Below are 19,747 nucleotides of genomic sequence, written 5' to 3'. Positions count from 1 at the left end.
TTGGTTGTTCTTGGGATAACTACCGGTTATACGCATGAATTAAGCTATGTTATCCACAGGTCATAGGAAAATAAAAAGCATAAAACAGCGGAATACTCTGGGGATCGCCCTGATTTCACGATCCCCAACCGGTCTGGATCGTCTTATAACTGCGTTTTCCAGCTCGCGACCCACACCTCAGCCGGATCTTCCGGAATTTCATGTTCCAGTACGTCGATCTCCAGACGATCACCAATCCGTTTGGCACCGAGCTGGTTCAGTTGATCTTCCAGCAGCTTGATCGCGCCACAAAACAGATCGTATTCATGGTTACCAATGCCCACTGCACCATAACGCACGCCTGAGAGATCCGGTTGCGTCTCTTTTAAGGCTTCATAGAAAGGCAGCAGGTTATCTGGCAGCTCACCGGCACCGTGCGTGGAAGTCACAATCAGCCAGATACCTTCCTGAGGCACCTCATCTAACTCCGGCCCATGCAGCATCTCGGTTGAGAAGCCTGCTTCCTGAAGTTTTTCTTCCAGATGTTCGGCGACATATTCGGCGCTGCCAAGGGTACTGCCACTGATTAAGGTAATATCGGCCATGATGCTCTCCGGAACTCAAAGGCGAGCATTGTACGCTGTGATCAAGCCGTGATCCACCTGTGGAAAACAGGGTTAATAATAGAAAGCATTGGCTGGCAAGCGGCAACCCAGGCGAGATCCGCCTGGGATAAGTTTGTGCACAATAAAAGAAGGGATTAGGGTTTGATGGTGCGCATGATCGGATTTTGCAGAGAAATCAGGGTCTCGGTGGACTGGATTTCGTCGATGGTCTGGATCTTGTTGATCAGTACCTGTTGCAAGGCATCGATGGAACGACACATCACTTTAATAAAGATGCTGTAGTGGCCGGTGGTGTACCAGGCTTCGACCACTTCATCCAGCGCTTCCAGCTTACTCAGCGCGGCGGGGTAGTCACGGGCGCTTTTCAGGATAATACCAATGAAGCAGCAGACATCGAAACCAAGCTGGCGTGGATCTATCTCGACCCGCGTACCGAGGATTATCCCAGCCTGGCGCATCTTCTCGACGCGAACGTGGATGGTACCCGGGCTAACATTGAACTGTTTCGCCAGCTCGGCGTAGGCTGTGCGCGCATTCTCCAGCAGCGCATTTAAGATGCCGCGATCGAGATTATCCAGCTGCACATGTTCCGCCATATCCTTCCCTCTTCAATTGGTCTTCAGTGAACTGAGGAGAATGTGCAGCAAAATTACCGAGCAGGCAAGGTGCAGACAGCGGGGCTGCCGCTGTCTGCACGCTTTTAACGCTTACGCCACAGCGTGACCTGCGCCAGCGTATGCTGGAACTTGCGTGACGTTTCACGGATGACGAAAGGTACATCCTGAGGCGCCGCGATCTCGTCGAACGCATCACGCAGCAGGCGTTGCAGCGTCTGCCTGGTTGTCAGCGCTTCACCGTTTTCACGCACGCCACCCAACCAGTTCTCCTTCGGTGTAAATTCCTCCAGCCAGGTGTAGGGCGATGACAGCACCAGCACGCCACCTGAGCGGATCATCGGGGTGATATCTTGCAGGAAGCGTTTCGGCTGACGCAGGCGATCAAGCAGATTCGACGCCAGCACCAGATCGTAACGATCCGGCTGTGGCTTGAGATTACAGGCATCGCCCTGCACAAAATGAATGCGTTGTGCCTGCTCATCACCCAGATCGAACTCTTTCAGACGTACCTGGCGATACTCCACCAGCTCACCTTCTTCGGGCACCACATAACGGAAATCCTCGCCGGAGGTCAGCTGCAAGGCCACATCAATAAAGCGCGCCGAGTAATCCATGCCAACCACCTGTGCAAAATGGCGCGCCAGTTCAAAGCTGGCACGGCCGGTGGCACAACCGATATCCAGTGCCTGACCACGGTTGGTGCAGTGCGGCAACAGTAGCGATACCAGGTTTTCAGCATAATTTGGTACGCCGAAGTAGCGCGGTCCGTACTGAAAATCGAGATACTGCGACACCATGCTGTCAGTTTCATACGGGTTCAGCGTCATGGTTTCCTGATGTGAAGAAACCACATAGCGGAAACCCGCATGCTGGAAGAAGTGGCGGCGGAAAGCGTAGCGCGATGATTTCAGCGCCTCATTGCCGGTCGATATCCAACTGCCACCTTTGATCAGGGCATGTTTGCCGTCAAAAGTAGGTGTGGAGAAATCGTCATACAGCGGATGGACCTTAAAGCCTTCGAAACCGTTGGTTGGCGTGGTGGTCCACTGCCAGACGTTGCCGACAATATCGAAAAACTCGCCCTGCGCGAAGTGATCCACCGGGCAGGAGGACGCCCAGTATGCCAGGTTGATGTTGCCCGGCGCATCAATCCAGTCTGGCTGATCGCCACTGACGAACTCACGCAGTTGCATCCACTCCGCTTCGCACGGTAGCTGGATCGCTTTGCCGGTCTCTTCTGTCAGCCAGCGACAAAATGCCGCTGCTTCCAGTTGGTTAACCTCAGCGGGCCAGTCCCACGGCATCGCCACTTCTTCGGTCATCAGACGCAGTTTTAGCTGATCGGGTTGCTGAATATCACCGACCCAGAAAGTGGGCATGTCTGCTTCTGCAAATGCACGCCAGCCCCAACCCTCGTCATCCCACCAGCATCGTTCTTGATAGCCGCCCGCTGCGACAAAGTTGAAATATTCCGCATTGCTGACCAGCATTTTGCTGGCTTTAAACGGTTTGAGTTCGGTCAGTTGACTGCCGTATTCGTTATCCCAGCCATAGGTATCGTCGGTTTTACCCTGCTGCACACGGCCACCGGGCATCGCAATCAAAGCATTAGCGGGAACGTTGTGGCGATCATGTCTGGCCTGTGGACATATCGGCCAGTGCGCCTGTGGCTGCACCCATTCAATCGGCAACTGGCGCATCAATACGCTGGAGGTTTCGAGATGGATACGTTCATGTTCGATACCCATCAGGATCACCCACGCCGGGCTGTCCCAGTCGATGGGAAGTTCCAGCGGCATGGTCTGGATAAATTCACTGACCAGGGTTTTGACTTTGCCGCGATAATCACGCACTTCCGCCACCGTTGGCCAGGCGTAATGGCTGTCGTCGAGATCATCCCAGCTCATTTCATCCACACCGATCGCCATCATCGCTTCGATACGATCGTCAACGCGGTGATCAAGATAGCGACCCGCCATCAGCTTATTGATATAGAAAGTAGCGGTGTGGCCAAAATAGAAGATCAGCGGATGGCGCAGCGAAATTGCTTTATTAAACCAGGCACGTTCATCAGCGAGGCAGTCGAACAGGCTTTCGTACAGTGTCCAGGTTTGCAGAAAGTAATCCAGCAGTTCGGCGCGTTTTTGTTCTGTATTCTGGCCGGAAAGTCGCAGCGTGCGGGTTGGTGTTGGCAAGGCGGTGGTCACGATATGCTCCAGTTTGCTCAGCGAAGTAACTTATCACTATAGCAAATAAGCATTTCCGTCAGATGAATTAGCGTTTCCAGCGGCGCAGCAGGCGGCTTTTCAGTCCGGTATCGAAGCGCCAGATATGATCGAAGATGCGCAGAATCCCCGGTTTACCATGAACTGACATCGCCACAGCATGGAAACGCTGTTGATGATAGCGCTGGCGTTGTTTAACGGCGTTGACGATCTCCTCCGGCAAGCGTTGAGCGATAAAATCGGAGACGATCACCGCATCGGCTTCCTGCCACAGGCTACCTTCCATGCGTGCCACAACGGCGGCCAGACAGGCTGCCAAATCGGTACCGCCACGAAAGCGCTGACTGAGGAAGCGCACCGCCTGCTCAATACCGTTATCCGCCGTCAGCTCATAACCGATCACCTCATGGGCAAACAGCATGATGTAGCAGCGACGTTTATCCGCTAGCGCCACTTTCAGCAGCGCCAGACAAAAGGCTTTGGCGCAACGTTCATTGAAGCCGCCCATCGAACCGGAGGTATCAACGCAGACGATAAACGGGCCACGCGGCTGTTCTTCATGGTGTTGATGACTGACCGGCCGCAGGGAAACTTTTTCATGCCAGGCGTCGCCTTGCAGGCGATAGGTCAACAGGCGTTTTTCCACCAGGCGGCGATAAAACTCCAGCTCCAGCTCGCTGATACTAAGCGTTGCCAGCTCAGGCGGGAGTAGGCGCAGCACATCATCGCTCTGATGGATACCGCTAACCTCTTCCGGCACGTTATCCGGCTCACGCACCAGTTGGTGAAATTCTTCCAGTGGCGCATCCTGAGACGGCACCGCTTTCGCTTCGCGACTCCGTCCCAGTTGTTGTGCCAGTTTCATCAGTTCGGGCTGTTGAGCGAGAAAATCACCGTACTGCACGATCAATTCATAGTCGCCATGCTGGAGTGGCGCTTTGCTCATATCCCACAAGCGTCCGGCGGCCGCTTCATCGTCATCGGTGAGAATGGGGGCCAGTTGCCCGCTTAGCGCCATGCGTTGTTGCAGTTCGGCCATCAAACGTTCGCGCTGCTGCTCCAGCAATTGCTGATTAAGCGTCAGGGTCTGTAACGTCAGGCTGAGACGCCAACGTTGCAGGAACAAGGTATGTTGCGCGTTGCTGAATTGCTCGCTGTCGGTATGCAACAGCAATTTGCTGGCTTCTTCGATAAACGGTGATGGCAGGTTTTTCAGTTGGCTGATGATGGCGGGTAATTGCTGGTTGAATTCATGCTGGCTAAGCAACTGCGCCTGTTGAAAGAGCTGAAACTCCTGCGCCAGGGCTTCCGGCACCGCCGTGGTTTTCATCTCTTCGACGATTTCGGAGCGCCAGCGCGGCAGATCGCGCATCATGGCCTGCTTAAGGCGTGGGAATTTCTCAAAGAACATCGCCAGCTGTGGCGACGCCAGCAGCGCCAGAATTAACTCTTCGATCAGTTCTGTTTCACCGATCGACAGCAGCGTGCTCAGCGTCTCCAGCGAAATCATTTACGCGCCTGTTTCATCTGTTCCGCCACATCTTGCAGGCTGGTTTCAATGCGCGCCAGCCAGTCATCGCTGATAAACAGGCAGCGCTGATGTTGGCTGAACAGCGTACGCTGGGCGCGCAGTTGATTATCCAGGGCGTCAAATTCATCAACGATTTCCTGCGGCAGCTCGTTGCTGGCGCTGACGCCGGGCAACGTCAGACGCGTTGCCTGAAGGCTGACATCACGTAATGTCAGGCAATGATGTGCGTCCACCAGCAGGTCGAGCGTTTGCGCAAAGCCAATGCCGTTGAGCTTGCCACGCACCTCGCCGCCTTTCGCTAGCCATTGATTCAGCGCTTCACGACTGATCAGCACATGGCTGACCTGCATATCATGCAGCATCAACGGTTGTTGCAACATGAGCGTCAACTGCTCGTCATTTAGCGTGGCAGGCAATTCGTAGTGGGGCTTGCGGCTGAACATGCCGCTGTGCTTCTCCAGCGTTAGCGCCTGTGCCACGCTTTGCTGCTGTTGTAGCGCCAGACGGCGCGCTTTGATCTGCTGGAGTTTCATCAGCATCGGTTGTTGTTGCCAAGCGTGTTGCGTCATTAATGCATCGATTTCGCGATCCAGCAGCTTCATCGAGGTGACGTCATGCCACAGGCAATCTTTCAGCAGAATCAAATCCAGCGGGGCAATTGCGGCACGGCCACTGTAGAACGCACTGGCCTGCAACAAATGAATGGCTTTTTTCCAGCGACGGTCGGAGATATAAGGCGCATCGGGGAGATTTTCCAGTTGCTGACGCAACTGATAGATCAGCTCAAACACATGGTCCGGCAGGCTCACCTGACTGATGCCCTGCTGCCACTGGTGGTACTCTTCATCGCTGATACACAGCGATTCGGCCACCGGATTGACGCTTTCATCCTGCTGGTGGGTCAGCATGCTGCGGAAGTTCTGCTTTTCGTGCACGTTATCCAGCCACAGCCGAATCAGCATGCGGTCATACAAGGCTTCCAACCCACTGTCGGCTTCCGGCAATTCGTTGGAGGCGGTGACCAGCAGGCGCATTGGAATCTTGTCTTCGCTGTCGCCATTGCGGAAACGCCGTTCGTTGATGGCGGTAAGCAGGGTATTCAGAATCGCCGGGCCGGCTTTCCAGATCTCATCGAGGAAGACGATTTCGGCATCCGGCAGATAGCCTTTGGTCAGACGTTGATAGCGACCTTCATCTTTTAATGCCTGGATAGAAAGGGGGCCAAATACTTCTTCGGGAGTGGAGAAACGCGTCATCAGGTATTCAAACGCGCGGGCATGCTGGAAAGCGTACTTCAGGCGGCGGGCAATCAGGCTTTTGGCAATGCCAGGTGGCCCGAGCAAAAAGACGCTTTCGCCACTCAGCGCGGCCAGCAGGCAGAGGCGAATCGCATGATGCCGTTCATACAACCCTTTTTCCAGGGCGTTGCTCAGGCGAGAAATTCTTTCTGCCAAAAGATGGGGTTGAGCCATAATCACATCATTGTCCTTCTGATCCTGGTGCCATCGCATTCTGGCGAGCGCATTACTCTACTGATTATCATGCGTGAAAGCGTTGATAGCCGTCAGCTTTTTTGTTTCAGAAGGTTGAAGCGAGGCTACCCGCCTGTTCCGGCGCATTTTCGCCGGATTTTTCAGCGAAAAACCGCGTCGCTCGCGCCATGTTGTATGTTTGTAAGGGTAGGTTTTTTTGGGAATATGTGCATACTGTGCGCTTTTTGATGGCCAGAGCGGTCGGCAACCGCCTGATCGACTCCAACAAAAGATAACTCTATGAGCTCGGAAAACAAGCAGTCCCTTGGTGCTGTCACGCTGGCCGCAATCGGCGTGGTCTATGGCGATATTGGTACCAGTCCACTTTATACCTTGCGCGAATGTCTCTCCGGCCAGTTTGGTTTTGGCGTGGAACGTGAAGCGGTCTTTGGCTTCCTTTCCCTTATTTTCTGGCTACTGATCCTGGTGGTGTCGCTGAAATACATCAGTTACGTGATGCGCGCCGATAACGCCGGTGAGGGCGGGATCCTGACGCTGATGTCGCTGGCCGGGCGTAATACCGGTGCCCGAGCCACCGCGATTCTGGTGATCATGGGATTGATTGGCGGTAGCTTCTTTTATGGCGAGGTGGTGATCACCCCGGCGATTTCGGTGATGTCAGCAATTGAAGGTCTGGAGATTGCTGCGCCTTCGCTCGACCCCTGGATTGTCCCTTTGTCGATCACGGTGCTGACGCTGCTGTTTATGATCCAGAAGCACGGCACAGGGATTGTCGGTAAGTTGTTTGCCCCGGTGATGCTGCTGTGGTTTATCGTACTGGCGGTGCTCGGCGCCAACAGCATCATCAAAAACCCGGAAGTGTTGCAGGCGCTCAACCCGTCACATGCGGTGAACTTCTTCCTGCATTATAAAACCATCTCTTTCTTTGCTCTCGGCGCGGTGGTGTTATCAATTACCGGGGTGGAAGCGCTGTATGCCGATATGGGGCACTTCGGCAAGCTGCCGATTCGCCTGGCATGGGTCGCTGTGGTTCTGCCGTCGCTGGTGCTGAACTATTTTGGTCAGGGCGCGTTGCTGCTGGCGCATCCGGAAACCATTAAAAACCCGTTCTTCCTGCTGGCCCCCGATTGGGCGCTGATTCCGTTGTTGATCCTCGCCACGCTGGCGACGGTGATTGCCTCGCAAGCGGTGATTTCCGGCGTGTTCTCGTTAACGCGTCAGGCGGTGCGTCTCGGCTATCTGCCGCCGATGCGTATTATTCACACCTCTGAGATGGAGTCCGGCCAAATCTATGTGCCGGTCATCAACTGGCTGCTCTATTTCGCGGTGTTGATTGTTATCGTCAGCTTCGAACACTCCAGCAACCTCGCGGCGGCATACGGTATCGCGGTGACCGGTACTATGGTGCTGACCACCATTCTTTCCTGCACTGTGGCGATCAAAAACTGGCACTGGAACAAAATTGCCGTCAGTTTCATTCTGGTGGCAATGCTGTGTATCGATGTCTCGCTGTTCTCTGCCAACCTGGTGAAAATCTTCTCCGGCGGTTGGTTGCCGCTGTGTCTGGCGCTGGTGATGTTTATCGTCATGACCACCTGGAAAAGCGAGCGTTTCCGTCTGCTGCGCCGTATGCATGAACACGGCAATTCGCTTGAGGCGATGATTGCCTCGCTGGAGAAATCGCCGCCGGTGCGAGTTCCTGGTACCGCAGTGTATATGTCGCGTGCATTGAACGTGATTCCGTTTGCGATGCTGCACAATCTCAAACATAACAAGGTGTTGCATGAACGCGTGGTGCTGCTGACCTTGCGTACCGAAGATGCGCCTTATGTACATAACGTACGACGTGTGACGATTGAACAGCTGTCGCCCACGTTCTGGCGCGTGGTAGCCAGTTACGGCTGGCGTGAAACGCCTAATGTGGAAGAGATTTTCCATCGTTGCGGGCTGGAAGGGCTGAACTGCCGCATGATGGAAACCTCGTTCTTTATGTCACATGAATCGCTGATAATTGGCGACCGTCCGTGGTATCTGCGTCTGCGCGGTAAGTTGTTCCTCGCCCTGCAACGCAATGCGCTGCGCGCACCGGATCAGTTTGAAATCCCTCCTAATCGGGTGATTGAGCTGGGAACCCAGGTCGAGATTTAATGTTGTTGTGCGCGTCCGTTACCAGCTTAGCGTGACGCGCAACCCCCCTGCTTCTCTCTGACTGAATGCTACGCGGATAGCGTGCAGTTGCGCGATATTCTTCACAATCGACAGCCCCAGCCCACTGCCGGTTTGCGTTTGTCCCGGAGGACGCCAGAAACGTTCGCCCAGGCGCGTTAATGCCTCAACACTAACCCCTGGGCCATTATCATCGATAGTCAGGGTGCGAGCGGTCAGGTTCACTGTTACCTGCCCTCCGTCAGGGGTATAACGCAGCGCGTTATCCAGCAGATTGCGCAGCATTAAAGCCAGCAGAAGTTGATGACCGTTCATCACCGGTTGGAATGTCGTGTGTAACTGCAAATCGATATGTTTCTGTTCAGCCTGGGGAAAATGCTCGGCTAACACGCTTTGCAGCAGCGGGGCCAGGGCGGTTGGCTGGAATTCACTGCGCAGATCATCCGCCTCCACTCTGGAGAGCGTCAGCAGTTGATCCACCAGCCGGGTGGCACGCTGGATCCCGGTATCCAGTTGTTGTAGCGCCCGTTTGCGTACGATCTCATCGTCATCTGCCAGTTGGATCACTTCACTCTGCACCCGCAGCGCCGCCAGCGGGCTGCGCAACTCGTGAGCTGCATCGGAGGTGAAGCGGCGTTCACGCTGCACCAGGTCCGCCATGCGGCTGAACAAACCATTCAATGCCAGTACCAGCGGTTGGACTTCTTTCGGCAGGCGCGCCAGGGGTAACGGTGTGTCATCATCGGCTGCGCGCTGGTGGAGTGAGGCGGTGAGGCGTTTTAACGGGCGCAGTTCAAACCACACCAGCGCCAGCAGCAGTGCCAGCATAAAAGGCAGTGCAATCAGCCACGGCACAATGCTGCTTTGCGCCAAATCGCTGATCATATCGTCGCGGTAATCCCACTCCTGTCCCACTACCACGCGATAGCGTTGATCGGGCGACGTTAGCCACAGCAGACGCCAACTGTCATCATCACCGCGCAGGTGTCCATTGCGAAAACCATCGCGTCCATCCGCAAACTGCAAATCACGACCCTTTTCGCCATCATTGAGCAGCAACTTGCCATCACCACTAAAAATGGCGAAAGCCAGCGCGTCATCATCCTGTTTACCGCGATGATGGTTCAGTAACGCCTTGTTTTTCGGCAGAGTGACGTTTTGCAGCGTGGCTGGTTCGAGCGCCAGCAGGCGCTTGGCAAACAGCATTTGCTGGGTATCAAACAGTTCATTGACGGTTTCGCGTGTCTGATGCCAGGCGCTCAGGCTGGCGCTGCCCCAGCACAGCATGATCAACAAGATAAAACCGATGGCGAGGCGCAGGAACAGACTCATTCTGCCGCTCCCAACGTATAACCGACGCCATGCACGGTACGGATAAACTGGCTGCCGAGCTTTTTACGCAGATGATGGATATGCACCTCGACAGCATTGCTGGAGACATCGTCATCCCAGCTATAGAGTTTTTCCTCCAGCTGGCTGCGTGTCAGGACCCGGCCGGGATTACGCAGGAACAGTTCCAGCAACGCCAGTTCACGGCTTTTCAGGGGGATCGGTTCGCCAGCAACCATCACGCTGTGGCTTGCAGGAGACATTACCACCTTGCCATGACGCAGCTCCGGCTGTAACTGACCATGACGTCGACGAATCAGTGCCTCCAGGCGTGCAGCCACTTCGGCCAGGGCAAAAGGTTTGCCAAGATAGTCATCCGCGCCCAGTTGCAAACCCTGAACCCGCTGATCGAGCGCATCGCGTGCCGTGAGGATCAATACCGGTACATCCTGACCTTGCTGACGCCATTGGCGCAGAATATCGAGTCCATCTTGTTCCGGCAGTGACAAATCCAGAATCACTGCATCCCAGGGGGCGGAGTTCAACGCCTGAAATCCAGCTTCGCCTGAAACCAGCCAGTCCACGCTGAAACCGAGTTTGGTCAGGCCGACTTTGAGGCCGTCGCCAATCAAGGTGTCGTCTTCAATCAATAAAATCCGCATGTATGCTCCTCCCTTTAGCCTGGAGTTATACGAAGCAGAAGCGTTCATGTACAGGAGAAATCACGACATTTGACCTGATTTTCACGAATTTTAATAAATTGATCGGCCTTAAGATCCTGTTAAGAACCTTATGTTGAAATAGCCCCCGTCTTCCGCACATTCATGGAGAAGAGGTGAAAATATGAAAAAGCATGCAGCACTTTTCGCAATCATTGCACTGGCTTCCATGCCGGTTCTGGCGGCACAGCAGGGTGGATTTGTTGACCCGAATGCGCCGGCGGTACAAAGTCACTCCGGTGGCTTTCAGGCTGGTAACACCAGTGTCGTGACGGTTAAGCAGGCTGAGGAGATGAAGGACGATAGCTGGATCACCGTGCGTGGTTATCTGGATAAGCAAATCGGCAAAGAGGATTATCTGTTCCGCGATGATACCGGCACCATGAAGGTTGAAATCGATCACAAACGCTGGGGCGGGCAAACCATTTCGCCAAAAGATCGCGTTGAGTTAACCGGTGAGTTGGATAAGGATTTCAACGCCATTGAACTGGACGTGAAACAGGTCAGAAAACTCCCCTGATAATCTGGCGGGGCTGCTCCGGCAGCCCGCTTATAATTCCAGCCAGACGGAATGTTCTCCTGGCGTATTCCCCTGCGTCCAGTACGCCGCTTTCCAGGCTTTTCCCTGCCAGCTGACTTTATCTTTGCGGGAATAAGACATTGATTTGTTCCATTCCCGCAACTGCTCCGGATCTGCAAACTTCCAGCCTGCGCCATTAGCGGGTGTAGATTGTGTCCATTTTGTCGCGATGTACTTAATCCCGGCGAAGGTGACCTTATCTCCCGCCATATATGTGTTTTCTTCACCCCAGTCGGGAAATTCAGTGGGTTTAGCCAGATTTTCCTCAACGGATGAATAAAACGGGGAAATGGCGGTCATGGTGACTTGCCGGGTATCGATGTTGCCATCTTTGTCCGTTACGCTGACTTCATAAACTGCAATGCCGGTATGGTTTGTCGGGACCAGCGCTGTTGCTTTCGCTTGATTAACCTCGGTTCTCCATCCTCCCCCCGGTTTTTCCTGCAACCAGAAGACACCCTTTCCTTCTGCTACTCGCCAACGGAAAGAGACAGCATTCTGACTTGCAGAAGCATCCAGTTCATACAGGACGGATTCTTCTGCTGAACTTGTAACACTAAAATCGGCAGAAGCGATGGCGACAGGGCCTGTCGTGGCGTAATTAGCTGTTATGTCCCCCTCATTGGCATAAGCGGCGGCCACCAGTGAAACGGTAATCAAGCTGGTGAGTGCTTTTAATTTAAAATCCATTAGCTTCGATCCTTCGATTCCTGCGTTGTTATCCATGACAAATACACATTTCGTTACCTCTGAAAAAACTTAACATAAGGATGAGAAGGGAATTTCTTCTGACTGCGTGGGGTATTTCTCTTCTTCATTGTGAAAATTCTTATGCTGTTGTCAGCGGAGGTTGATTTATTCCTCGCCTAACTCAAATATTTTCTGGCACAAGCGAAACGTTTCGATGGTGATCACATTTCCGTGATGCCGCCATTGAGTTGCTATGCATTTTTTATACACTCCGGTCAGCGAAACGTTTCGCTGTGGAGTGGAAGAAATGAAAAAAGGTCGCTTGTTAAACGCTGAAATCTCTCATGTGATTGCCCGTCTGGGACACACGGATACGCTGACGATTGCCGATGCGGGTTTACCCATTCCTGTGGGGCCGCAACGTATTGATCTGGCGCTGACGCCGGGTACGCCCGAGTTTTTACAGGTTGTTGAGGTGGTCACTCAGGAGATGCAGGTTGAGAGCGCCCTGATGGCGGAAGAGATCAAGCAGTTCAACCCGCAGCTCCATAGCGCACTGCTCGCCGTGCTCGATGCCTTGCAACGACACCAGGGAAATACCATCGCTATTCGTTACACCAGTCATGAACAGTTCAAACAACAGACTCAGCGTAGTCAGGCGGTCATTCGCAGCGGAGAGTGTTCTCCGTATGCGAATGTCATCCTGAGCGCGGGCGTTACCTTCTGAGGCCGCTATGCAACCGTTATTGCAACTCAAAGGGATTGAAAAGTCATTTCCCGGTGTGAAAGCGCTGAAAGGGGCTTCACTGGCCGTCTGGCCTGGTCGGGTGATGGCGCTGGTGGGAGAAAATGGTGCCGGTAAATCCACCATGATGAAAGTGCTGACCGGTATTTACAGCATGGATGCCGGATCGCTGCATTGGCTGGGTAAAGAAACCACGTTCTCCGGGCCAAAAGCGTCTCAGGAAGCGGGCATTGGCATCATTCATCAGGAACTTAACCTGATCCCGCAATTGACGGTGGCGGAGAACATCTTCCTTGGCCGCGAATTTGTGAACCGTTTTGGCCGCATCGAGTGGAAAAAGATGTATGCCGAGGCGGATGCGCTGTTAGCGCGTCTGAACCTGCGTTTTAACAGCCATAAGCTGGTGGGTGATTTGTCGATTGGCGACCAGCAGATGGTGGAGATCGCCAAGGTTCTCAGCTTTCAGTCGCGCGTCATCATCATGGACGAGCCGACGGATGCGCTGACCGATACCGAAACCCTGTCATTGTTCCGCGTGATCAATGAGTTGAAAGCGCAGGGTTGCGGCATTGTCTACATTTCCCACCGCATGAAAGAGATCTTTGAGATTTGCGATGACGTCACGGTGTTCCGTGACGGTCAGTTTATTGCCGAACGTCCAGTCAGCGAGCTGAGTGAAGAGAGCCTGATTGAGATGATGGTCGGACGCAAGCTGGAAGAACAATACCCGCATCTTGACCAGGCTCCGGGTGTCGTGCGTTTGCAGGTGGAAAACCTGAGCGGACCGGGAGTGCATGACGTTAGCTTTAACCTGCGTAAAGGCGAAATTCTGGGCGTTTCCGGCCTGATGGGCGCGGGGCGTACCGAACTGATGAAGCTGTTATATGGCGCACTGCCACGTAGCGGCGGAAAAGTCACGCTGGATGGTCGTGATGTGGTGACGCATGCGCCACAGGATGGTCTGGCAAATGGCATCGTCTATATCTCCGAAGACCGCAAACGCGACGGTCTGGTGCTGGGCATGTCGGTAAAAGAAAACATGTCACTGACCGCGCTGCGCTACTTCAGTCGGGGTAATGGCAGCCTGAAACACGCGGAAGAACAGTTGGCGGTGGGCGATTTTATCCGCCTGTTCAATGTAAAAACCCCGTCGATGGAGCAGCCGATCGGCCTGCTTTCTGGCGGTAATCAGCAAAAAGTGGCGATTGCCCGTGGGCTGATGACGCGACCGAATGTCTTGATCCTTGATGAACCGACGCGCGGTGTGGACGTTGGGGCAAAAAAAGAGATTTATCAGTTAATTAACCAGTTTAAAGCCGATGGGCTGAGCATCATCCTGGTGTCGTCCGAAATGCCGGAAGTTCTGGGCATGAGCGATCGCATTCTGGTGATGCATGAAGGCCATCTGAGTGGCGAATTTACCCGTGAGCAGGCTACCCAGGAATCCCTGATGGCAGCGGCAGTCGGTAAGCAACACAGCGAGGAGTTAGTTGTATGAGTACCCAAACCTTACCCGCCAGCCGTCGCTGGTTCAGCAAAGCCTGGTTGCTGGAGCAAAAATCGCTGATTGCGCTGATTGTGCTGATCGCCGTGGTCGCCAGCCTCAGCCCGAATTTCTTCACCGTCGCCAACTTGTTCAACATCCTGCAACAGACCTCGGTCAACGCCATTATGGCGGTGGGAATGACGCTGGTGATCCTGACCTCTGGCATCGATCTGTCCGTTGGCTCGCTGCTGGCGTTGACCGGCGCGGTGGCCGCCTCGATTGTCGGGCACGAAGTTAATGCGCTGGTGGCGGTAGCGGCTGCGCTGGCATTGGGTGCCTTGATTGGCGGCATCACCGGCACCATTGTGGCACGCGGCAAAGTACAGGCGTTTATCGCCACCCTGGTGATGATGCTGCTGCTGCGTGGCGTCACTATGGTTTACACCGACGGCAGCCCAATTAATACCGGCTTTAGCGACAACGCCGATCTGTTTGGCTGGTTCGGTATTGGTCGCCCTCTGGGCATCCCGACCCCGGTATGGTTGATGGCGGTGGTGTTCGCGCTGGCCTGGTACATGCTGCATCACACGCGTCTGGGGCGTTATATCTACGCGCTGGGTGGCAATGAAGCGGCCACGCGTTTGTCTGGTATCAACGTTAACCGCGTCAAAATTATCGTCTATTCACTGTGCGGCATGTTGGCGGCGCTGGCGGGCACCATTGAGGTAGCGCGTCTTTCATCAGCGCAGCCGACAGCGGGCACGGGTTATGAACTGGATGCGATCGCCGCTGTGGTGTTGGGCGGTACCAGCCTGGCGGGAGGTAAAGGTCGCATCATGGGGACGCTGATCGGGGCATTGATTCTCGGCTTCCTGAACAACGGCCTCAATCTGTTAGGTGTCTCCTCTTACTATCAAATGATTGTAAAAGCAGTGGTAATTCTGCTGGCAGTGCTGGTGGATAACAAAAGCAGTAAATAACTCTGACCTTCACACAGGATGAATTAATGAAAAAGTTAACCGCATTGGCCGTCATTCTTGGCGCCACTCTGAGTGCCAGCGCGATGGCGAAGGATACTATCGCTCTGGTGGTTTCTACCCTGAACAACCCGTTCTTTGTGGCGCTGAAAGATGGCGCACAGAAAGAAGCCGACAAGCTGGGTTATAACCTGGTGGTGCTGGACTCGCAGAACAACCCGGCGAAAGAGCTGGCGAACGTGCAGGACCTCACCGTGCGTGGCACCAAGCTGATGCTGATTAACCCAACCGACTCTGATGCCGTAGGCAACGCCGTGAAGATGGCGAACCAGGCGAATATTCCGGTGATCACCCTCGACCGCGTAGCGTCACAGGGTAAGGTGGTGAGTCATGTGGCATCTGACAACCGCTTTGGCGGCAAAATGGCGGGTGACTTCATTGCGAAGAAACTGGGGGATGGCGCGAAAATCATCGAGTTGCAGGGTATTGCCGGTACGTCAGCGGCGCGTGAGCGCGGTGATGGCTTCAAACAGGCTGCCGATGCACATAAATTCAATATCCTCGCCAGCCAGCCAGCGGATTTTGACCGTACCAAAGGTCTGAACGTGATGCAGAACCTGTTGCAGGCGCATCCGGATGTGCAGGCTGTATTCGCACAGAACGACGAAATGGCGCTGGGCGCACTGCGCGCACTGCAAACCGCCGGTAAAACCGATGTGGTGGTGGTGGGCTTTGACGGCACCGCTGACGGTGTAAAAGCGGTAGAAGCCGGTAAACTGACTGCGACCGTTGCGCAGATGCCTGACAAGATTGGTATCATCGGCGTAGAGACTGCGGATAAAGTATTGAAAGGTGAAAAAGTGCAGGCGATCAACCCGGTCGATCTGAAACTGGTTACCAAATAACACGCGAAGAAAAGCAGGGCAACGCGCCACCATTGAGGTGGCGCAACTTTGATGGATCACTCCCTATGAGCAAAAGCGCAAAACTGGCCGTACTTGGCAGCATCAATGCCGATCACATCCTTAACCTCGCCCACTTTCCACGTCCGGGCGAAACGGTGATCGGGAAACAGTATCAGATTGCCTTTGGCGGCAAAGGGGCTAATCAGGCGGTAGCAGCCGGGCGCGCAGGTGCCGATATCGCCTTTATTGCCTGTGTGGGCGCTGATGATATTGGCGAGCGTATCCGCCAGCAGCTGCAACAGGACCGAATTGATACCGCGCCGGTGGAAACCGTAGCGGATGAAGCCACCGGTGTGGCGATGATCTTCGTGAATGGCGAAGGTGAAAACAATATCGGCATCTATTCCGGTGCCAATGCGGCGTTAACGCCTGCCTGCGTTGATCGCCATCAACAGGTGATCGCGGATGCAGATGCGTTGTTGATGCAACTGGAATCGCCGCTGGAAAGCGTGCTGGCGGCGGCGAAAATCGCCAAAGCGCAGCAGACGCAGGTGATTCTTAATCCGGCTCCTGCCACGCATCTTTCCGATGAATTGCTGGCGCTGATTGATATCATCACGCCGAACGAAACCGAAGCGGAAATTCTTACCGGCATCGCAGTGAAAAGCGATGAAGATGCGGCCCGTGCAGCGGCGGCATTGCACAGCAAAGGTATTCAGACGGTGTTGATTACGCTGGGCCGTCGCGGTGTATGGTTGAGCGAGAAAGGCGAGGGTGTGCGCATTCCTGGCTTTAGCGTACAGGCTGTCGACACCATCGCGGCTGGCGATACCTTCAATGGCGCGTTTATTACCGCCCGTCTGGAAGGTGTCTTGATGCATGATGCGGTACGTTTCGCGCATGCGGCGGCGGCTATTGCCGTTACGCGCCCAGGCGCTCAGCCCTCGGTGCCGTGGCGTACCGAGATTGATGCCTTCCTGCAACAACAGGGCTAAGCGTTTGGCTACCATGAAAGATGTCGCCCGTCTCGCGGGCGTCTCCACCTCCACCGTTTCACACGTCATTAATAACAATCGCTTTGTTAGCGAGCAGGTGCGTGAAAAGGTGGAGCAGGCCATCCGTTCCCTGAATTACGCCCCATCTGCCCTCGCACGTAGCCTGAAAATAAATCAGACACGCACCATTGGTATGCTCCTGACGGCCAGCAATAATCCCTTCTATTCCGAAGTGGTGCGCGGCGTTGAGAACAGTTGTTATGAGCGTGGCTACAGTTTGATTCTGTGTAACACCGAAGGTGATGAGGAGCGCATGAATCGCAGCCTGGAAACGCTGTTGCAAAAGCGCGTTGATGGCCTGCTGATCATGTGTACGGAAACCCACCTGCCCTCGGCGGATATTCTGAATCGCTATCCGTCGATTCCGATGGTGATGATGGATTGGGCACCGTTTGAAGGGCGTGGCGACATTATTCAGGATAACGCGCTGCTGGGCGGTGAGATGGCCACCCAGCATCTGATCGATCGTGGCTATCGTCGTATTGCCTGCATTGCCGGGCCGCTGGATAAAACCCCGGCGCGACTGCGTCTGGATGGCTTCCAGAAAGCAATGTCCAACAGTGGATTGCCGGTGCTGCCGGGCTACGTCGTTGATGGTGACTTTGAGTTTCAGGGTGGTTTTAACGCCATGAATCAGTTGCTGACGCTGGATCCGCTGCCGGAAGCGGTCTTTACCAGCAATGATGCGATGGCTGTGGGTGTCTACCATGCGCTGTTTCAGGCTGGTCTGCGCGTACCGCAGGATATTGCGGTGATGGGATACGACAACATTGAATTGGCGCGTTATCTCACGCCGCCGTTAAGCACCGTCCATCAGCCAAAGGATGAGTTGGGAGAGCTGGCGATTGATACCCTGATTCATCGCATGAGCGATCCCGACGCCAGTCAGCAAACGCTGGTCCTGACGCCGGAGCTGGTGGAGCGCGGTTCGGTTTAAGCGCTTTTCTTCTTTTTATCGCGGTTAGTGATCAAATGGCGGCCATCGCCATTGCGCAGCAACATAAAGGTAAACGCGGCCAGTACCGTGATCACCCCCATCGTCAGGAAGGTGGCATGGAAATGTTGCACCGTGGTGCCGTCAAATTCCTGATAAAAGCGCAACACGGCGGCACTCACCGCCACCCCAAAGCTGATGGACAGTTGCTGCGTTACCGCCAGCACGCTATTGCCACCGCTGGCGTTCTCATCATTCAGATCCGCCAGGGTGATGGTGTTCATCGCCGTGAACTGTGTCGACATTGCCATTCCCAGCACAAACAACGCCAGCAGCAGCAATAACACACTTCCTCCTGGCGTTTGCAGCGAGAAGGAGGCAATCAGGAAGCCGATAATGACCGAAATACCAACCAGCGTGTGGCGATAACCAAAGCGTCGCAAGACCTGGGTAACGGTGGATTTCGCCAGTAACGAACCGATGGCGGTCGGCCCCATCATGCAACCGGCGATAATCGCGGGATAACCAAAGCCAACCTGCAACATCAACGGCATCAGAAAGGGAATACAACCAGTTCCAAGACGTGAGGCGATATTGCCAATGATGCCGATGGAAAAGGTGCGGGTTTTAAACATCGGCAAACTGATTAACGGTGCCGGATGGCGGCGCGCATGTACTATATAAAGAAGCAACAACAATACACCGGTAAACAGGACGGCGGTTGCCTGCCAGGGCGACACAATACGTTCGCCGAACAGTTCGATGCCAATCGAGATCAACACTAAACCTACGCCAAATAACACAAAGCCGCCAAAGTCGAAGCGGCGTTTGGGTGTCGTGAAATCCGGCATGTACTTGCGCGCATAAAAAATACCAAGCAGGCCGATGGGAATGTTAATCAGGAAAATCCAGTGCCAACTGGCATAGGTGACCAGCAAGCCGCCGAGCATGGGACCGAGTATCGGCCCAACCAGACCGGGCATGGTGACAAAGTTGAGAACCGGCAGTAATTCACTGCGTGGATAGGCTCGCAGCAACGCCAGTCGCGCAACGGGCATCATCATGGCTCCGCCAATCCCCTGCACCACGCGCGAAATTACCAGCAGGCTCAGGCTGCCAGACAAGGCGCAGGCCAGTGAACCGAGGGTAAACAGGGTTACTGCAAGGATAAAGATTTTGCGTGTACCGAAGCGATCGGCCAGCCAGCCGCTGACAGGAATTAGCATCGCTACGGTCAGTGTGTAGCTGATAACGGCGGATTGCATGGCAAGGGGAGAGCGTTGGAGGCTGGTCGCAATGGCAGGGAGCGCGGTGTTGAGGATAGTGGCATCAAGCGATTGCATGAAAAATGCCATAGCGGCGATCCAGGGCAAACCGGCCATACTGCGCGCGGAGCGAATCATTTAAAGTCCTTCTTTAATAAAATTCTGTCTGCAGCAGGGGAAAAACTGCGATTGGACCAACAGGATAGCACTTACGTTTGAGGCCATTACGATGATTTGTGCCGAGAGGGCGGCGCTTTTGGCTGTTTCTTCATCGCAAAATGCCTGTTTTTAAATCGTTCGTATAAAAAAGTAGCGCCCAGTCAATTTTTTGCAATAAACGCTTGTCAGTCAGAATTATCTCCCTATAATGCGCCTCCACTGACACGGCAAAGCGGCAACGCAGACGGTCAGCAAGGGACGAAGTG

At 54.4% G+C, this 19,747-nt stretch carries 17 protein-coding genes; 8 read left to right on the top strand and 9 right to left on the bottom strand.

The annotated features are described in order from the left end of the window. Window positions 1-143: 143 nt before the first annotated feature. The 5 genes from mioC to ravA form a co-directional block, all read right to left on the bottom strand. On the bottom strand, window positions 144-584 hold the full coding sequence (gene mioC / locus AC6I8N_RS20210) for an FMN-binding protein MioC (protein WP_021183625.1): 441 nt from the start codon (window positions 582-584) through the stop codon (window positions 144-146). A 155-nt stretch (window positions 585-739) separates the two neighbouring features. Then, complete coding sequence (asnC, locus tag AC6I8N_RS20205; protein ID WP_013511092.1) at window positions 740-1,201, bottom strand: transcriptional regulator AsnC; 462 nt, start codon at window positions 1,199-1,201, stop codon at window positions 740-742. Between the two features lie 104 nt (window positions 1,202-1,305). Beyond that, window positions 1,306-3,450: a 5-histidylcysteine sulfoxide synthase gene (gene ovoA / locus AC6I8N_RS20200; protein ID WP_497830718.1), complete on the bottom strand. Its 2,145-nt coding sequence runs from the start codon at window positions 3,448-3,450 to the stop codon at window positions 1,306-1,308. A gap of 46 nt (window positions 3,451-3,496) precedes the next feature. Continuing rightward, complete coding sequence (gene viaA, locus AC6I8N_RS20195) at window positions 3,497-4,957, bottom strand: ATPase RavA stimulator ViaA (protein WP_021183622.1); 1,461 nt, start codon at window positions 4,955-4,957, stop codon at window positions 3,497-3,499. Beyond that, on the bottom strand, window positions 4,954-6,450 hold the full coding sequence (ravA, locus tag AC6I8N_RS20190; protein WP_497829766.1) for an ATPase RavA: 1,497 nt from the start codon (window positions 6,448-6,450) through the stop codon (window positions 4,954-4,956). Before ravA ends, viaA begins: the two co-directional genes overlap by 4 nt. Window positions 6,451-6,750: 300 nt before the next feature. Between ravA and kup the strand changes: the two genes are divergently transcribed. Beyond that, the gene (kup, locus tag AC6I8N_RS20185; RefSeq protein WP_021183621.1) at window positions 6,751-8,619 is read left to right on the top strand and encodes a low affinity potassium transporter Kup; all 1,869 of its coding nucleotides are present in this window, start codon (window positions 6,751-6,753) and stop codon (window positions 8,617-8,619) included. Window positions 8,620-8,637: 18 nt separating this feature from the next. Here the strand turns inward: kup and qseC are convergent, their stop codons facing one another. Both qseC and qseB read right to left on the bottom strand, forming a co-directional pair. After that, window positions 8,638-9,969, bottom strand: a complete 1,332-nt coding sequence (qseC, locus tag AC6I8N_RS20180; protein WP_497829765.1) for a quorum sensing histidine kinase QseC — start codon at window positions 9,967-9,969, stop codon at window positions 8,638-8,640. Beyond that, on the bottom strand, window positions 9,966-10,628 hold the full coding sequence (gene qseB, locus AC6I8N_RS20175) for a quorum sensing response regulator transcription factor QseB (RefSeq protein ID WP_497829764.1): 663 nt from the start codon (window positions 10,626-10,628) through the stop codon (window positions 9,966-9,968). Before qseB ends, qseC begins: the two co-directional genes overlap by 4 nt. 181 nt (window positions 10,629-10,809) lie before the next feature. Between qseB and AC6I8N_RS20170 the strand changes: the two genes are divergently transcribed. Continuing rightward, window positions 10,810-11,205 (top strand): YgiW/YdeI family stress tolerance OB fold protein, encoded by a 396-nt coding sequence (locus AC6I8N_RS20170; RefSeq protein WP_497829763.1) that lies wholly within the window; start codon window positions 10,810-10,812, stop codon window positions 11,203-11,205. Between the two features lie 30 nt (window positions 11,206-11,235). On the opposite strand, the gene AC6I8N_RS20165 is transcribed toward AC6I8N_RS20170, so the two are convergent. Continuing rightward, window positions 11,236-11,991, bottom strand: coding sequence for a carbohydrate-binding protein (locus AC6I8N_RS20165; RefSeq protein ID WP_497829762.1), 756 nt, complete (start codon window positions 11,989-11,991; stop codon window positions 11,236-11,238). Between the two features lie 271 nt (window positions 11,992-12,262). Here AC6I8N_RS20165 and rbsD point away from each other — a divergent pair, with 271 nt between their 5' ends. From rbsD to rbsR, 6 genes are all read left to right on the top strand, one after another. After that, window positions 12,263-12,682 carry a D-ribose pyranase gene (gene rbsD / locus AC6I8N_RS20160; protein WP_013511083.1) on the top strand — a complete coding sequence of 140 codons (420 nt, stop codon included), beginning with the start codon at window positions 12,263-12,265 and terminating at the stop codon, window positions 12,680-12,682. 7 nt (window positions 12,683-12,689) lie between these two features. Further along, a complete protein-coding gene (gene rbsA, locus AC6I8N_RS20155; RefSeq protein WP_497829761.1) occupies window positions 12,690-14,198 on the top strand; it encodes a ribose ABC transporter ATP-binding protein RbsA in 1,509 nt (502 codons plus the stop codon). Continuing rightward, window positions 14,195-15,166, top strand: a complete 972-nt coding sequence (gene rbsC / locus AC6I8N_RS20150) for a ribose ABC transporter permease (RefSeq protein ID WP_021183615.1) — start codon at window positions 14,195-14,197, stop codon at window positions 15,164-15,166. Before rbsA ends, rbsC begins: the two co-directional genes overlap by 4 nt. A 26-nt stretch (window positions 15,167-15,192) precedes the next feature. Further along, window positions 15,193-16,068: a ribose ABC transporter substrate-binding protein RbsB gene (gene rbsB, locus AC6I8N_RS20145; RefSeq protein WP_021183614.1), complete on the top strand. Its 876-nt coding sequence runs from the start codon at window positions 15,193-15,195 to the stop codon at window positions 16,066-16,068. A gap of 65 nt (window positions 16,069-16,133) precedes the next feature. After that, window positions 16,134-17,063, top strand: coding sequence for a ribokinase (rbsK, locus tag AC6I8N_RS20140; protein ID WP_497829760.1), 930 nt, complete (start codon window positions 16,134-16,136; stop codon window positions 17,061-17,063). A gap of 4 nt (window positions 17,064-17,067) precedes the next feature. Beyond that, entirely contained in the window at window positions 17,068-18,060 is a 993-nt protein-coding gene (gene rbsR / locus AC6I8N_RS20135) for a ribose operon transcriptional repressor RbsR (RefSeq protein WP_367998811.1), read from the top strand. On the opposite strand, the gene mdtD is transcribed toward rbsR, so the two are convergent. After that, window positions 18,057-19,460 carry a multidrug transporter subunit MdtD gene (mdtD, locus tag AC6I8N_RS20130; RefSeq protein WP_208724445.1) on the bottom strand — a complete coding sequence of 468 codons (1,404 nt, stop codon included), beginning with the start codon at window positions 19,458-19,460 and terminating at the stop codon, window positions 18,057-18,059. The genes rbsR and mdtD overlap by 4 nt on opposite strands. Window positions 19,461-19,747 lie beyond the last annotated feature (287 nt).

It is taken from the genome of Pantoea sp. X-Soil-TKNS-1279, from assembly GCF_059730565.1.
Note: the sequence above shows the minus strand (reverse complement) of the source record. Positions and strands in the feature narration are given on the sequence as shown.

Coding starts and splice junctions, on each gene's coding strand:
- mdtD (WP_208724445.1), bottom strand. CDS start 19,460: ATGATTCGCTCCGCGCGCAGTATGGCCGGTTTGCCCTGGATCGCCGCT.
- kup (WP_021183621.1), top strand. CDS start 6,751: ATGAGCTCGGAAAACAAGCAGTCCCTTGGTGCTGTCACGCTGGCCGCA.
- rbsB (WP_021183614.1), top strand. CDS start 15,193: ATGAAAAAGTTAACCGCATTGGCCGTCATTCTTGGCGCCACTCTGAGT.
- qseB (WP_497829764.1), bottom strand. CDS start 10,628: ATGCGGATTTTATTGATTGAAGACGACACCTTGATTGGCGACGGCCTC.
- rbsD (WP_013511083.1), top strand. CDS start 12,263: ATGAAAAAAGGTCGCTTGTTAAACGCTGAAATCTCTCATGTGATTGCC.
- qseC (WP_497829765.1), bottom strand. CDS start 9,969: ATGAGTCTGTTCCTGCGCCTCGCCATCGGTTTTATCTTGTTGATCATG.
- rbsC (WP_021183615.1), top strand. CDS start 14,195: ATGAGTACCCAAACCTTACCCGCCAGCCGTCGCTGGTTCAGCAAAGCC.
- AC6I8N_RS20170 (WP_497829763.1), top strand. CDS start 10,810: ATGAAAAAGCATGCAGCACTTTTCGCAATCATTGCACTGGCTTCCATG.
- viaA (WP_021183622.1), bottom strand. CDS start 4,957: ATGATTTCGCTGGAGACGCTGAGCACGCTGCTGTCGATCGGTGAAACA.
- mioC (WP_021183625.1), bottom strand. CDS start 584: ATGGCCGATATTACCTTAATCAGTGGCAGTACCCTTGGCAGCGCCGAA.
- asnC (WP_013511092.1), bottom strand. CDS start 1,201: ATGGCGGAACATGTGCAGCTGGATAATCTCGATCGCGGCATCTTAAAT.
- rbsA (WP_497829761.1), top strand. CDS start 12,690: ATGCAACCGTTATTGCAACTCAAAGGGATTGAAAAGTCATTTCCCGGT.
- rbsK (WP_497829760.1), top strand. CDS start 16,134: ATGAGCAAAAGCGCAAAACTGGCCGTACTTGGCAGCATCAATGCCGAT.
- ravA (WP_497829766.1), bottom strand. CDS start 6,450: ATGGCTCAACCCCATCTTTTGGCAGAAAGAATTTCTCGCCTGAGCAAC.
- AC6I8N_RS20165 (WP_497829762.1), bottom strand. CDS start 11,991: ATGGATAACAACGCAGGAATCGAAGGATCGAAGCTAATGGATTTTAAA.